This window comes from Candidatus Glassbacteria bacterium, from assembly GCA_019456185.1.
GTDB lineage: Bacteria > Gemmatimonadota > Glassbacteria > GWA2-58-10 > GWA2-58-10 > JAJRTS01.
This window is the reverse complement of record VRUH01000011.1, coordinates 52,098-66,157: the sequence shown is the minus strand read 5'-3', so window position 1 is coordinate 66,157 and position 14,060 is coordinate 52,098. Positions and strand designations below refer to the sequence as shown.

The following is a 14,060-nucleotide window of genomic DNA, read 5'->3' as shown; positions in this document are numbered from 1 at the left end:
GGCGAAAGATTCCATGTTGAAAACTGCTCATTTATCGACCGCGAATACCGTGCGGTATCCCAGGCGCTCGATCCCGGCGCGCCCGGCGGTGATTTCAGCCACCGATTCGGCGAAACGCCCGGCCCGGCTCGATGAAACTGCAATATTCAGGCCGACATTGTCCGTGAACTCGCGCCCGGTCACCATCACGGGAAAACTCTCCAACAGGCGGTTTACGGCCCTCAACTGTGCGTAATCGACTGTAATCAGGAACATTTCGGCATGCATTCCTTGCCGCAGGCCGGAATTTTCTACCGCACCGGCCGCCGCCTCGCCGTAGGCCCGGGCCAGTCCGCCGGTACCGAGTTTAGTACCACCGAAATAGCGGGTAACCACCACGACGGCTCCGCGGAGCTTGGCGCTGTCCACCGCGTTCAGGATCGGCTGGCCGGCCGTGCCCGAGGGTTCCCCGTCATCGTCCCAGGCAAACGCCGCCTCGCCGGGTGCAAGCTCGCGCCAGGCCCAGCAGTGATGGGTGGCGCCGTGGTAGCGCCTGCGTTCACCGGCTACGAAATTTTCCGCGGCGCCCCTGTCGGCCGCAGCGGCGCAGATGGCGATAAACCGGCTGCCTTTTACTTTGGTTTCGCAGTGGCCGGCAGCGGCCGGAGCGACAATCCGGTCTTCGGCGGGGATCTCGATCAACGGGACGTAACCTTGCTCAGATTAAGCGAAACAGCGGGTCTGGAAACTCGGTGTCAACAAAATATAGTTGACATACCTCAGGAGCAAAACTATCTTTCTCATCCCCTTGCGGAGCAAATGAGGCGGAGTAGCTCAGTTGGTTAGAGCAGCGGAATCATAATCCGCGTGTCGGGGGTTCGAATCCCTCCTCCGCTACCAGATAAGAGGGCCGCATATTGTTGAATGTCAACAGTACGCGGCCTTTTTGCGTTGACCCGAATATCAAATGTTGCGCTCGATGACGGGCAGGGTAAATCCCGGATGTCACTGATGGAAAAAAATTGCTTTTACGACCTGACCGCGAGAAATTGATAAAACCCCGGATATATCTTCTAATTCAGCAAGGATTCAGACCATGCGCAGACTTACGCCTTTATCTTTACTGCTGGTTCTGCTCACTGCACCCGCATTCACGCCGGTAACGGCCGAAACCGGCTATGTTCCCTCCGCCGAAAACATAGAGGCGCGCGAATGGTTCCGCGATGCCGGCTACGGGATGTTCGTCCACTGGGGAGTGTACAGCGTGCTGGGCCGCGGCGAATGGGTGATGCACAACGAAGACATTCCGATCGAGGAGTACGAGAAACTGCCGGTCCGGTTCAACCCGGTCAATTTCGACCCGGACTCGTGGTGCGAACTGGTGAAAAAGGCCGGGATGCGCTATATCACGATCACCAGCAAGCACCACGACGGGTTCGCGATGTTCGGCAGCCGCCACTCGGAGTACGACGTGGTCGACGCCGCACCCTATGGCCGCGATATCCTGGAGATGCTGGCCGGGGCGTGCCGGCGGCACGGCCTCAAGCTGTTTTTCTACCACAGCCAGCTCGACTGGCACCACCCCGACTACTGGCCTCGGGGCGGAAGCTACGCCCACGGCCGTCCGGAGTCGGGGGACTGGAACAGCTACCTGGACTACATGGATTCCCAGTTGAGCGAACTGCTGACCAATTACGGTCCTGTCGGCGGGATCTGGTTCGACGGGATGTGGGAAAAGCCGGACGCCGACTGGCGCCTGGAGCGCACCTACGGCCTGATCCATCGCCTGCAGCCGGCCGCCCTGGTTGGCAGCAACCACCACGTGGCCCCCTTTCCCGGCGAGGATTTCCAGATGTTCGAGAAAGGGCTGCCGGGCCAGGACCCGTATAACAAGGGTTCGGGGATCAGCGATCTGCCGCTGGAGATGTGCCAGACGATCAATAACTCGTGGGGTTACGACCAGCGGGACAAGAAAGCCAAGAGCGTGCGGGAATTGGTGCACACGCTGGCCCGCGCCGCCGGCTACGGGGCGAACCTGCTGCTGAATGTCGGCCCCAGGCCCGATGGCACGATCCAGGAGGACCACAGACAGCGCCTGCTGGAGGTGGGCGAGTGGCTGGAGCGCAACGGGGAGGCGATTTACAGGACGCGCAAGGGACCCTGCCCGCCGCAGAGCTGGGGCGCCGCGACAATTTCGGCGGATGGCCGGAAGGTCTACGTTCACGTGCTCGATGAATCGGCGCGGGTAGTGGCTCTTCCGGTAACGGAGCTGGAGATAGCCCGGGCGCGGACGCTCGACGGCGCGGCGGTGGATATCGCCAGGACTGATATCGGCACGCTGGTCCGCCTGCCTGCTGAACTCAGCGACCCATATGACCGGATAGTGGTGCTGGAACTGAACTAGGGAGGGCGGCTCAGACGTTCCACAGGTAGGTCAGTTTCAGCAGGACCTGGCGGTCGCGGAGGTGGTTACGGGTGAGCAGGTTACGGTCCCGGTTATCGTTAAACACGAAATAGAAGTGACAGCGGGGACGGAAGATATAGTCCACGAGCAGATTCGAGGAAAAGTGACGGTCGGCGTCGTTCCACTGCACGTAATACTTGGCGAACAACTCGGTGGTGAAAGAGTAGATGAACCGCCCCCCGATCACGTTGGCGGTTACCGAGCCCTGGCTCAGGTCCAGCTCCTCGCGTTTGTAGGTCAGGTCGATATTGAAGCTGTTGCTGATCTTGGTCTGGTTGGTGACACTTAAGCTGGTGGTAGTGCCATCGAGCAGCGCTCCCCAGCGGTAGCTGAGTGAGCCGGAAAATTTCCTGCCCCTGTAAGAGTTGAACCTGACGTGTTTATGGTAGCCGGTGTAGCCTCCGGCGGCGATCGGGATCTCGCGGATCTCGTCATCGAACGGCAGGTATTCGTGCAGCTTGTGGACCGAGAAAAACAGCTTGTCCTCGCTGGCCAGGGTGGCGTAGAAATTATAGCGGTTTTCCCTGCGGACCAGCGTGTTGTGATGGTCGGTCTTGTACTCGATATCCTTGACCGCCGACAGGCTCCTGAGCACGCCGTTGTTGAGCCACTTGGTCAGGGCCAGGATGGCGTCGTAGCTGCGGATGTTGCCTCGCTGGATAAAACCCATCTCCGGATCGAACAGGCTGTCGAGATGGGTGTAGCTCGCCTGGAAATCGATCCACTCCTTGTTGACGATAAACCGCGTTTCGCCTGCCCAATGGTTGCCGCCTCCAGCGGGTACGAATGAGCGCGCCAGCGAACCGTTGAAAATCACCTCGGGAGTGAAGGCCAGGAAATAATCCGCTCCCACAGTCCGCGAATACAGGTCGGGATTGCTCTGTTTGTTAAGCAGCAGCATCCCCACGTAACTGTTGGTCAGGAAGTCACGCTTGAGCCGGGCGACAGTGAAGTTGGTCGAGGGCACGGTGGTGGTGTCGTCCAGGATAGCGTGCTTGCTCTGCATGTTCATCACGCCCAGCGAATACCTGCCGGCGCGGCCGGCCAGTTTGGCTCCGCCCCACATCGGCACCTTGCGGCCGTCGTGGATCCCGATCGTGCGCGACTCGAAGAGCTTGTAGCTCTCTCCCCGGCGAGCTCCCACCAGCGTGCCGCCCGCGCTTTGACCCCCGCCGAAATTGAAGATCCCGGCGCTTTCGAGGAAGAACTCCCGTTTTTCCTTGAGGTTGATGTTGAACCTGGTCAGGTTGGCGATCTCCTCATCGGCCTCGGCCTGGGCGAAATCGGTCTGGTAGCTGAAATCGAAATTGAGCTGGGGCGTAAATTTGTAGCGGATGTCGAATCCGCTGCCGAGTTCGTTGTCGCGCTGGTCCGTCTCGTAAAGCCAGCTTCGCCCTGAAGTCAGATATGGCTGGACCTCGAGGTTCAGGGCCGACTCAGGCGGGCGGATACCGCGCAATGTTGCAAACAGCGAGCCCTTGAACTTGCCGTTGTGCCCCAGCCCCCGCGGGATCGGCGCCAGATAGGTCACTTCCTTGCTGTGCTTGATCTCGCGCGTGATATTGAGGCCCCAGTCAACTGTCTCGCCGTGCTTGTATTTGAGCGATTTGAACGGGACGGCTATTTCGATTATCCAGCCGCGCTCGTCAACCGAGGTCTTGCAGTACCAGATACAGTCCCAGCTTTTGTTGATATGGTTTCCTTCATCGCTGATGATCGCATCAATCTTGGCCCCGAACGGGTTGGTGCCGAACGCGAAACTGTTGCGTTTGTCCTGGAACGTGTCGATCAGCAGCTCGAAAGCGTCGTCTGAAAGGAAGCTGCCGTCACGACGCTTGACCGTGGCGAAAATCTGCGAGGGGTCCTGTTCATAGCAGATTGCCCCGAAATAGATATAGGCACCGTCCTGCAGTACTCTCAGTTCGGTTTTCTGGCTGCTGGGAGCCCTGTCCAGCGGTTCCTGCTGGAAGAAATAGTCGAGGTAGGGAACGGCGTCCCGCCAGGCCGGTTCATCCAGTCTGCCGTCAACCGTGACCGGCTTTTGAGTTGTCGACACCTGGATGATTATATCGGCTCCGCTGACAGGCAGGCTGTCAGACCCGGTTTGACCGGCGGCCGGGGAAAGAACAGCCGGCAGCAGGCAGAGGAGGGGAGATAGAATCTTATCAAGCCGCTTCATGCCGATCCGCGATACTGAATTTAGGCTTTGTTTGGGAAAATTGAGTCCGAATGTTCAAAAAGCCGACAAAAGATATTACCGGTTGGCGCTGATGACAAGGTTGATAAGCAGATGGGCGGGCGGGGCAATCTTAACAGGCTGTTCTAGCTGAAATACTTCATCGGATCGGTAACCAGGATTTCTTCCTTGAGCTGTTGATAAGTCGTCATAACAGCGTTTTTCTGCTCGGTCCATTTTTCGGTTATCCGCAACTCTTCCTCCTCCCGCGCATTGAGTTTTTGCCTGGCCTCGGCGCACGTATTTTCAGCTTCGAGGCAGACTTTTTTCCTGGCGTCGGTATGAGCCCATTTTTCGGCGAGGTCGTTTTCCATCTGGGCAATAGTGCGCTTGTCCAGTTCACTGTTTGTCGAGGTCGCGCGTTGTTTGCGCAAATGCTCGATCTGAATCCGCATCTCCTGGTGGTAGTTGTAAATTTCCGCCTTGAGTGATTTCGGCTTTTCCTCGAGCCGTTCCACTTCCTGGAGAATCTCGCGGGTAGTCTGCAGGGCCTGGGTGTATTGATAGCGGGTCACCCGCGCATCCCGCAGCAGGTTCTCGTAATCCTGGCTCTTTTTCAGCAGAGCCCTCTGCTGGTAGAGGCGGTAGGCTACAATGCTCAGGAAAATAACGATCACCAGAACCAGTATGACGATTTTCATCCGTCTACCCTTCGGACTTCGGTGACGTGTGGCTAATCCGTAAGACATCTTACGGATAAGTCGGCAAACCTACCGGCGGGCAATCACGGCTTCCATGCTTTTGCGCAAACCATCTACATTAAACGGTTTCGTCACGACCCCGTCGAATCCGTACCGGCTGTGATTGGTCAGAACCGGATCGTTGGAATATCCGCTGGAAACCAGAGCTTTAACTTCCGGGTTGATTTCGCGCAATCTAACCACGGTCTGTTTGCCCCCCATGCCGCCGGGGATCGTCAGGTCCAGAATCACCAGGTCGAACGGCTTGCCGTTGTTTTCGGCCTGGCCGAACAACCGGACCGCTTCTTCGCCCTCGTACACAAACTCGGCCGAATGTCCCAGGTGGGTCAGGATGTGTCCGGCGATATCGCAGACCATCTCGTCGTCATCCATGACCAGGATATTCAAGGCCGGCGAGTTGTTGTCGCCGGCTGCTTCTTTTGTTTCACTCCGGCCGGCGGAGGAAGTTGGCAGGTAAATTTCGAAAACCGAGCCGTTGTCCGGTTCGGATTCGATTGTGATGTGGCCGCCGTGGCGTTTCACGATTGACCATGCCGTGGCGCTGCCCATCCCGCTGGCGGACTCGCGGGTGGTGAAAAACGGGTCGAAAATATGGGGCAAATCTTCCGGCGAGACCCCGTGGCCCCTGTCGGCGATTGAAATCTTGATATAGTCGCCGGGCGCCAGTGAGAAGGCGTTATTCTTTTTCAGACTGACATTGCCGGCGTTAACATTGATCACGCCCCCCTCCGGCATCGACTGGGCAGCATTCAGCACGAGGTTATTAATAACCTGGGTAATCTGCTCCTCGTCCACGTCGACGTTCTTGAGGTCATCGGCGATTTCAAAACAGGAGCGAACATTGCTTCCGCTGAGGGCGAACCGGGTGATTTCCTTGATCATCTCGCGCAGGGAGGTCGTTTTCTTGACAGGCGTGCCGCCGCGGGCAAAGGTCAACAGCTGCTGGGTCAGGTCCTTGGCCTTCAGGCAGGCGTCTTCCGCGTTTTTCAGTCTGCGGAAAATCTCGTCTTCGTGTTCCACCATGGTCTGGCTCAGAGAGATGTTACCCAGGATGGCTGTCAGGATGTTGTTGAAATCGTGGGCGATACCGCCGGCCAGTACACCAAGGGATTCAAGTTTGATAACCTTGCTCTTTTCGTATTCGAGCTGGCGATGATCGGTGACGTCGAGGGCGAAACCGACAATACCCACCGTTTTTCCTTCGTCGCCGTGGTAGGGCAGTTTGGTGACCAGCAGGTCCCGCTCTCCCCTCGTGGTACTGACATTCACGCTCTGGTCGACTACCGCTTCACCTGTGCTGATTACGGTACTGTCGTCGGCGACAAACCCGCTGTCGGCGCTTTTGAATACCTGGTCGTTGGTTTTGCCGATAATTTTTTTGATCGGCATTCCGGTGAATTCCGCGAAAGCCTTATTGACGCGAACGTATCTGCCTTTCGAGTCCTTGTAGAATATCATCGCCGGCGAGCAGTCGATCATCACCTGAAGTTCCTCGCTTTTCTGCTGGAGGACTTGCTGGGTTTTCTCCAGCTGTTCGGTGCGGCTTGCCACCAGCTTTTCGAGGTTTTTCTGCAGATCTATCAGCTGCTCGTTCTTGTTCTTGAGTTCGACCAGGATATCCAGGTAACGGCGGGAGGTGGATTCATACTCCTCGCGCGTCAGCTCGAAATCGTTCTGCAGATGCTTGAGCTTGATCCGCAGCGTTTCCTGTTCATCCCGTGCGGCAGGCTTACCCATTCATTCAACCCCTAATCGAACTTATCCAGCTCGTCGAGCTTTTTCAATTCGGCCCGGACATCTTCCATCACCAGGTTCAACGACTTTTCGCTGATTCCCAGTTCGCTCAGGTATTTATGGTACCTGGTGGCATCCCGTTTGTTGACTTCGATAAAACCGATCTTGTCGCGCTGACAGATATAGTTGGCCAGGTAAACGGTGTATACGAACTGTTTTTGATCTCTTTTACACGCGGACGGGTCGTGGTGCATCCCGATCGCCTGGATCAGATCGTCGGGAAATTCCCAGTCCTCCCCGATAGTCCGCCCGATCATGGCGTGGTCGATTTTCAGAATTTCCCTTTCGATATCGTCCAGATTGCGTTCGCCCCGGCAGAACGTTTCCAGCGCGCTGTTGAACAACTCGGGAAAAAACTGGTCCTCGACTATTATGCCGATATCGTGCAGCAGGCCGGCCACGTAGATGTCATCGCCCCTTTTCCGGAATTCGCGACGGTAGATCATTTTACTGGTCACGGCCACGGCGGAGCTGTGTTTCCAGAGTTCCCAGCGGGAATAGCAGTAGCGGACATCCTCCTGCTTGAAGAGCTCGCAGACTTTCTGGTTGAGGGCCAGTTCACGGACCGCATCGAAACCGATACAGATAATCGCTTCCTGGATGTCGCTGATGGTTTTCGCATACCCGTAGTGGGCGGAGTTGGCCAGCCTGAGCAGCCTGGCGCAAAGGGGCGGGTCCCGCTCGATAATGTCCTTGAGGTCCTTGGCGCTGGAATCCTCGTCGCGGATAACTTCGAGGATCTCGGATACAATCTGCTTTATCGAAGAGATGTCCGATTTGTTCACCAGATTGATAATCAGTTCGAGAACTTCCTCGCTGCCCTGACCGTTACTGATCTCGTCGCTCATCGTTCCCCTTGCCGGCAAGAAAATATCGAGTTCACATCACAGCTAGATGGCTCGTTTCTGCAATTCCCGGGTAAGAATTATACATGATCGGCAGCCGGATGTCCAATCGCAGCGCGACTGGATCAATTGCGGACGACCGGGAATTTTTTGAAAATACGGATAAGTATTGCGCAATATCGCAGTAACTTACTAAAAGACGTATGGTTGTATAATTTAATGGAAAATAGCTGAATTGCATACGGGATGGAAGGTTTTTTTCAGTCGGAACTAATCTTATCTGGAAATAACAATTGATTGAATTCCAGCTTGAAAAGTTATATCTCAAGACCGGGATTCAATGCCAATAGAGAGAAGGAGATTTGCGAATGATAGTGTCGGGTACGTTCAGTGGGGAAGGGAGCCTTCGCGGGAAAATACAGCGCATGACCACGGCGGCCGTTATTTCAGTAGCCTTGGCCTGGCTACCGGCCAGCGCCCAATACGACCTCACCGTGAATATGACCAGTTTCACGCCCACCCACGAAAACCAGCTTTTCAAACTGCGGCTTGTCAATACGTCTACCGGCCAGCAAGTTGCGGAATACGAACTCGCGGGGATAGTTGATGGCGATTTCAGCACCACGTTCAGCAATATCCTCGCCAGCGGAGTAACCTACAACATCGATGCGTTCGCGGATTTCAACGACAATAAGCTCTACGATCCTCCTCCGGCAGACCATGCGTGGCGTATCATACTGGCTGGCGTTACGAGCGATACCACGGTAACTCTGGTGCACAACGCCAACTGGGTGGACATCCAGTACCCGAACCCGGGGCAGCAGCCGGAACCTGCCGATACGTGCGACTGCGACCTCAACGGCGACGGTGGTGCCGATATCGGCGATGTGGTCGAATGGGTGGCGCGGGTACGCGATGGCGCCGACGATCCATGCCTGGACTACAACGGTGACGATCGGCTCGGGATAGCCGATCTTATCCGCCTGCTGTTGGATATCAGGGCGGGCGGCTGCCTCGAAGAGTAGTCCGTTCCGTCCGGACAGTTGAGCGACCAGGTTACAGACCCGCCGTAAGACGGGTCTTTTTTCTTTGCAGGCTGGTCGTCCGGCACGGAAAGGATAGAGGCCTGACCGGGCCATCCTGGACGACGGAAAACTTTCCGACCCTGCTTGCGCCGCGATCCCCCCGACTCCTTTGACAAGCCGCGCTCCGCGCTCTATTATTGGCCTTGTCCGGTCTCCGTCGCGCTGCGGAGAGTCCACCGGCATTATCCTTTGTTGCGAATACTTTTATTTTCATCGAGAACCGATGGAGGAAGATAACATGCTGTGGAACCGGAACGTGAAAGCCATTCTGCTGTTTTGTCTGACACTGATATTCACGGCCCGGCCCGCGGCAGCGGAAGTCGGGATGGAGGTCGATCTGTCGGACTCAGGCCGCAGGATGTTCCACGCCGAACTCACGTTTCCGGCAAAGGCCGGAGAGCTGGCGCTTGTCTACCCTAAATGGATTCCGGGAGAGCACGGCCCGACAGGACCGATTACCGATCTGGCCGGTATCAGGATCAGCGCGGGAGACAAGCAGCTCGACTGGTGGCGCGACCCGACCGACATGTTCACGGTCCGCGCGGAAGTCCCCTCCGGCGTTACCGTTGTCCGGGTGGAACTCGATTTCCTCTCGGCTCCGCCGAACGCAGGGCGTTTTACCGCCTCGGCCTCGGCTACCTCCAGGCTGGCCGTGGTCAACTGGAACCAGTTGCTGCTTTACCCGGCCGGCGCCCTGGCCGCTGATCTGGAATACAAAGTCACGCTGCGTCTGCCGGAAAACTGGGACTGGGCCGCGGCTCTGCCGGTGCACTCGCAACTCCCCGGCCTGGTGGAATTCGCCCCTGTTTCACTGCAGCGCCTGATCGATTCGCCGCTGGTCGCCGGCCGTCACTATCGGCGGGTCGATCTGACTCCCGAGGGCGGCGTACCGCATTATCTCGAGCTTTTCTGCGACCAGCAGGCCGGTCTGGAGATCAGCGATCAGCAGGTGGAAGACTACAAAAAGCTGGTGACTGAGGCGCTGGCCCTCTTCGGTGCGAGGCACTACGATTCTTACCGGTTCCTGCTGACCATGAGCGACTATATCGCCCATTTCGGGCTGGAACACCACCAGTCGAGCGATAACAGGGAGGGCGAGGAAATGCTGATCGACGATGATCGGCACAAGCTGGCCTGTTCGCTGCTTGCTCACGAGATGATCCATTCCTGGAACGGCAAGTACCGCCGGCCCGCGGGGATGGCTACCGCCGATTACCAGCAGGAGAAGGTGACCGGTTTGCTGTGGGTCTACGAGGGCCTGACCCATTACCTGACGATGGTGCTCACGGCGCGCAGCGGCTTGTGGAGCGAGGACTGGACGCGGCAGGTAATCGCGGCCTACGCTCAGTGGATCGAGAACCGCAAGGGGAGATCGTGGCGGCCGCTGGAGGACACCGCTGTCAGCGCGCAACTGCTGTTCGGGGCGCGCAGCGACTGGGCCGCCTGGCGTCGCGGAGTTGATTTTTACCGCGAGGGTGTGTTTATCTGGATGGAAGTCGACGGGATAATCCGCACCCGGAGCGGGGGGCGGAAATCGTTGGATGATTTCTGCCGGCTGTTTTACGGCGGACAGGAATCCGGACCACAGGTGTCGCCGTACACTTTCGACGACCTGGTGGCGGCGCTGGAGACGGTGCAGCCCTACGACTGGCGCTCCCACCTGACGGGGCGGGTTCGCTCCAGGGCGCCCCACGCTCCGCTGGCCGGACTGGAACTCTGCGGCTGGCGGCTGGTGCTCGGTGAAAAACGCAGCGAATACCAGAAAACGAGCGAGGGCATCAGCGGCGCGGCCGACCTGTCGGCGTCGGTGGGGATCGAAGTCGGAGGCAAGGGGATAATCGCCGACGTGATCCCAGGCACGGCGGCCGATGAGGCCGGACTGGCCCCGGGGATGGTGATCCAGGCCGTGAACTCGAGAACATTCTCCGCCGGGCAGCTACGCCGGGCCGTGGAGCTGACTCGCAAGTCCGGCGGGCCGATCGAACTGCTTGTCGAAAACAGCGGATTCTTCAAGACAGTGAAACTGGAATACTGCGAAGGCCCGCGTTACCCGGACCTTCAGCGCATGGACGGCAGCGACGACCTGCTGGGCCGGATCCTGGCCCCGATCAGCAGGGCGAACTAAAATCGGTAGCCCACGTTGACGTAGTTCAACAGTTCACTGCGCCTGTTGCCGTAACTGACAGTATACTCCAGCGGCCCGATCGGACTGTGCCAGCCGAGCGTCACACCCGCGCCGGCCTCCTCCAGAACCTTGAGCACGCCGATATGCGAGAAACCCTTGGCGCCCCCTCCAGAGAGAGCGAGACCGATTCGGGGACGGGCGCTGCCGGTCTGGGCACCGAGAACGCCGGGGCAGAGAACGCAGGCGCAGCTTATCAGCGTCAGCAGAACAAGTTTTACGGCATTCATCGGCTTAACCGGTGTTAATACGATTGTGCGAAACACTCTCAGGTAAGTTAATATATCGGCGGGATTGGCGAAGCAAAAGGAATGCCGTAAAAAGCCCCGGATGAATTCTAACCGCCGGGCACGGGGGTGAGCTATTTATGCTGCGGATTCTGCTGCCTGGCTATTTTAGCCCACGAGTCGCGCAGCTCGACAGTCCGGTTGAAAACCAGGCGGTCGGCTGTCGAGTAGTCGTCCACGTGGAAATATCCCTTGCGCTCGAACTGGACTGTCCGCCCCGGCTCGAATTCGGCGAGCGACTGCTCCACGCGGCAGCCGGTGAGCACCTGCAGCGAATCATGGTTGAAATTGTTTTTCCAGTCCTCGCCGTCGCCAACCTCGCCGGGGTACTTGCAGCCGAACAGGCGGTCGTAGAGCCTGACCTCGGCCGGCAGGGAGTGCTCCGCGCTGACCCAGTGGAGCGTACTTTTCACCCTGCGTCCGTCGGGAGCGTCCCCGCCGCGGGTTGCCGGGTCGTAGGAGCAGCGCAGTTCCGCAACTTCGCCCGTGTCCGGGTCCCGGATCACTTCGTTGCAGGTGATGAAATAGGCGTAGCGCAGCCGCACCTCGCGGCCCGGAGCCAGCCGGAAAAACTTGCGCGGCGGGTCTTCCATGAAATCCTCGCGCTCGAGATAAATTTCCCTGGAGAATTTCACTTTCCGCGTGCCGCCCGCGGGGTCCTCGGGGTTGTTGATGCATTCCAGCTCGTCGGTCTTGCCCTCGGGGTAATTCTCGATAACTACTTTCAGCGGATCGAGCACGGCAAAGCGCCGCTGGGCGTGCTCGTTGAGGTATTCGCGGACGTGGTGCTCAAGCAGGGCGATATCCACGGTACTCCCGGTCTTGCTGACTCCGATCCGGTGGCAGAAGGCGCGGATCGCCTCGGGGGGGTAGCCCCGGCGGCGCATCCCGCTGATAGTCGGCATGCGGGGGTCGTCCCAGCCGTCGACAAACTTCTCTTTCACCAGTTCGATCAGCCGCCGCTTGCTGAGGATCGTATAGGTCAGGTTGAGCCGCGCGAACTCGATCTGCCGGGGGTGGTAGATTCCGAGCTGGTCGAGATACCAGTCGTAGAGCGGGCGATGGTCCTCGAACTCCAGTGTGCAGATCGAGAGAGTCACTTTTTCGATCGAGTCGCTCTGGCCGTGAGCGAAATCGTACATCGGGTAGATACACCAGTTGTCGCCGGTGCGATGGTGGTCGGCTTTGAGGATTCGGTAGATCACCGGGTCGCGCATGTTGAGGTTGGGGTGCGCCATGTCGATCCTGGCGCGCAGGGTGTGGCTGCCCTCCTCGAACTCGCCGTTTTTCATCCGTTCCAGCAGCGCCAGGTTTTCCTGTGCGGGACGGTCGCGCCAGGGGCTGTTCCTGCCGGGCTCGGTGAGCGTCCCCCGGTACTCGCGCATCTGTTCGTTGTCGAGCTGGCAGACAAACGCCTTGCCCGCCTCCACGAGCTGGACGGCCCACTGATAGAGCTGGCCGAAATAATCGGAGGCGTAGTACTCGTGCCCGCCCCAGCTGAAACCCAGCCAGCTCACATCGCGCTTGATCGACTCGAGATACTCCTGCTCTTCCTTGATCGGGTTGGTGTCGTCGAAGCGCAGATGGCAGGTGCCGCCGTTCTCCAGCGCGATCCCGAAATTGAGCGCGATACTTTTGGCATGGCCGATATGCAGGTAACCGTTGGGTTCGGGTGGGAAACGGGTAACCACCCGCCCGTCCCACTTGCCGGTTTCATTGTCTTTGGCCACGATCGCCCGGACGAAATCCGGGCCCGGTGATGGTTTTGTTTCACTCATTGATTAATATTCCCGTCAAATCCAACTTTGGGCACTTTGATACCTGGAGACACAAGGCCCAGGTTTTCCGGACAAAGAATAAAACAGTAAAGCAAAACTTTAAAACTTTGGCCGGCCCGGGTCAAGAAGGACAAGTAATACTCACTAGCTGATTCGCTCCCCGAACAGAGAAAACCCGGCGCAGACGATTTGCACCGGGCCGATATAATCCGCTCGCAACTATTTGTATCAGGTTCAGAGCGCCACCCGGAACAGCGGCTTGAAAGCCAGGGCAAACACCAGCACGAGCACGAAATAAACTATCAGGGAATCCATCTCCCACCACAGCAGTTGATATTGCTGACGCCGATATTCGATCCTCACGCTCTCGAACTGCGAGTCCGCAGGCAGGAAACCCTCGGCGTTGTGCGCCAGCCCCTGCGCCCACGACCAGCGTCCCAGCAGCGGGTCGAACCGCTCCGGCGACGAGCCGCTGAGCGCCGCCTGCTTGCGGATTTTTTCCTGCGCCTCACCCAGCCCGATAACCAGAGCGCTTTCCAGCGAGTCCCCGGTTACGCCCACCCGCCAGTAAACAGCCGCTTCGCCGGGAATCCGCAGCGCCGGGGTCTGGATTTCGAGACCGCCCTCGGTCGCCAGCTCGACCCGCTGCAGCAATTCGAAGTTGTTACCGCCCGTTTCGCCGGACATCACCACGCGCACGGTCACCCGC

Annotated in this window: 11 protein-coding genes, 1 tRNA gene and 1 pseudogene (1 of these 13 only partly in view); 4 read left to right on the top strand and 9 right to left on the bottom strand. The window is 58.2% G+C overall.

Going from position 1 to position 14,060, the window contains the following annotated elements; genetic code table 11:
- Nucleotides 1–27: 27 nt before the first annotated feature.
- Complete coding sequence (locus FVQ81_06230; GenBank protein MBW7996159.1) at nucleotides 28–681, bottom strand: DUF1949 domain-containing protein; 654 nt, start codon at nucleotides 679–681, stop codon at nucleotides 28–30.
- 121 nt (nucleotides 682–802) lie between these two features.
- Here FVQ81_06230 and FVQ81_06225 point away from each other — a divergent pair.
- Nucleotides 803–879, top strand: a tRNA-Met gene (locus FVQ81_06225).
- A gap of 196 nt (nucleotides 880–1,075) precedes the next feature.
- Complete coding sequence (locus tag FVQ81_06220) at nucleotides 1,076–2,383, top strand: alpha-L-fucosidase (protein ID MBW7996158.1); 1,308 nt, start codon at nucleotides 1,076–1,078, stop codon at nucleotides 2,381–2,383.
- Between the two features lie 10 nt (nucleotides 2,384–2,393).
- Here FVQ81_06220 and FVQ81_06215 read toward each other — a convergent pair whose 3' ends face one another.
- The 4 genes from FVQ81_06215 to FVQ81_06200 all read right to left on the bottom strand — a co-directional run bounded on the left by FVQ81_06215 (nucleotide 2,394) and on the right by FVQ81_06200 (nucleotide 8,022).
- Nucleotides 2,394–4,622: a carbohydrate binding family 9 domain-containing protein gene (locus tag FVQ81_06215; protein MBW7996157.1), complete on the bottom strand. Its 2,229-nt coding sequence runs from the start codon at nucleotides 4,620–4,622 to the stop codon at nucleotides 2,394–2,396.
- Between the two features lie 143 nt (nucleotides 4,623–4,765).
- The gene (locus tag FVQ81_06210; GenBank protein MBW7996156.1) at nucleotides 4,766–5,320 is read right to left on the bottom strand and encodes a hypothetical protein; all 555 of its coding nucleotides are present in this window, start codon (nucleotides 5,318–5,320) and stop codon (nucleotides 4,766–4,768) included.
- A 69-nt stretch (nucleotides 5,321–5,389) separates the two neighbouring features.
- Entirely contained in the window at nucleotides 5,390–7,117 is a 1,728-nt protein-coding gene (locus FVQ81_06205; GenBank protein ID MBW7996155.1) for a response regulator, read from the bottom strand.
- 11 nt (nucleotides 7,118–7,128) lie between these two features.
- On the bottom strand, nucleotides 7,129–8,022 hold the full coding sequence (locus FVQ81_06200; protein MBW7996154.1) for an HDOD domain-containing protein: 894 nt from the start codon (nucleotides 8,020–8,022) through the stop codon (nucleotides 7,129–7,131).
- Nucleotides 8,023–8,387: 365 nt separating this feature from the next.
- Here FVQ81_06200 and FVQ81_06195 point away from each other — a divergent pair, with 365 nt between their 5' ends.
- The gene (locus tag FVQ81_06195; GenBank protein MBW7996153.1) at nucleotides 8,388–9,044 is read left to right on the top strand and encodes a hypothetical protein; all 657 of its coding nucleotides are present in this window, start codon (nucleotides 8,388–8,390) and stop codon (nucleotides 9,042–9,044) included.
- A 283-nt stretch (nucleotides 9,045–9,327) separates the two neighbouring features.
- On the top strand, nucleotides 9,328–11,229 hold the full coding sequence (locus FVQ81_06190; protein ID MBW7996152.1) for a M61 family metallopeptidase: 1,902 nt from the start codon (nucleotides 9,328–9,330) through the stop codon (nucleotides 11,227–11,229).
- Here the strand turns inward: FVQ81_06190 and FVQ81_06185 are convergent.
- From FVQ81_06185 to FVQ81_06170, 4 genes and pseudogenes are all read right to left on the bottom strand, one after another.
- Nucleotides 11,226–11,516 (bottom strand): hypothetical protein, encoded by a 291-nt coding sequence (locus FVQ81_06185; GenBank protein MBW7996151.1) that lies wholly within the window; start codon nucleotides 11,514–11,516, stop codon nucleotides 11,226–11,228. The genes FVQ81_06190 and FVQ81_06185 overlap by 4 nt on opposite strands.
- 131 nt (nucleotides 11,517–11,647) lie before the next feature.
- Complete coding sequence (locus FVQ81_06180; protein MBW7996150.1) at nucleotides 11,648–13,351, bottom strand: glutamine--tRNA ligase/YqeY domain fusion protein; 1,704 nt, start codon at nucleotides 13,349–13,351, stop codon at nucleotides 11,648–11,650.
- Between the two features lie 234 nt (nucleotides 13,352–13,585).
- Nucleotides 13,586–14,038, bottom strand: coding sequence for a hypothetical protein (locus FVQ81_06175; protein ID MBW7996149.1), 453 nt, complete (start codon nucleotides 14,036–14,038; stop codon nucleotides 13,586–13,588).
- A 14-nt stretch (nucleotides 14,039–14,052) separates the two neighbouring features.
- Nucleotides 14,053–14,060: pseudogene (locus tag FVQ81_06170) on the bottom strand (hypothetical protein); it runs 379 nt beyond the window's last position.

Excerpts from the sequence above, each read along its gene's own strand:
- FVQ81_06215 (MBW7996157.1), bottom strand. The coding sequence starts at position 4,622 with ATGAAGCGGCTTGATAAGATTCTATCTCCCCTCCTCTGCCTGCTGCCG.
- FVQ81_06205 (MBW7996155.1), bottom strand. The coding sequence starts at position 7,117 with ATGGGTAAGCCTGCCGCACGGGATGAACAGGAAACGCTGCGGATCAAG.
- FVQ81_06180 (MBW7996150.1), bottom strand. The coding sequence starts at position 13,351 with ATGAGTGAAACAAAACCATCACCGGGCCCGGATTTCGTCCGGGCGATC.
- FVQ81_06185 (MBW7996151.1), bottom strand. The coding sequence starts at position 11,516 with ATGAATGCCGTAAAACTTGTTCTGCTGACGCTGATAAGCTGCGCCTGC.
- FVQ81_06210 (MBW7996156.1), bottom strand. The coding sequence starts at position 5,320 with ATGAAAATCGTCATACTGGTTCTGGTGATCGTTATTTTCCTGAGCATT.
- FVQ81_06220 (MBW7996158.1), top strand. The coding sequence starts at position 1,076 with ATGCGCAGACTTACGCCTTTATCTTTACTGCTGGTTCTGCTCACTGCA.
- FVQ81_06175 (MBW7996149.1), bottom strand. The coding sequence starts at position 14,038 with ATGTCCGGCGAAACGGGCGGTAACAACTTCGAATTGCTGCAGCGGGTC.
- FVQ81_06190 (MBW7996152.1), top strand. The coding sequence starts at position 9,328 with ATGGAGGAAGATAACATGCTGTGGAACCGGAACGTGAAAGCCATTCTG.
- FVQ81_06200 (MBW7996154.1), bottom strand. The coding sequence starts at position 8,022 with ATGAGCGACGAGATCAGTAACGGTCAGGGCAGCGAGGAAGTTCTCGAA.
- FVQ81_06195 (MBW7996153.1), top strand. The coding sequence starts at position 8,388 with ATGATAGTGTCGGGTACGTTCAGTGGGGAAGGGAGCCTTCGCGGGAAA.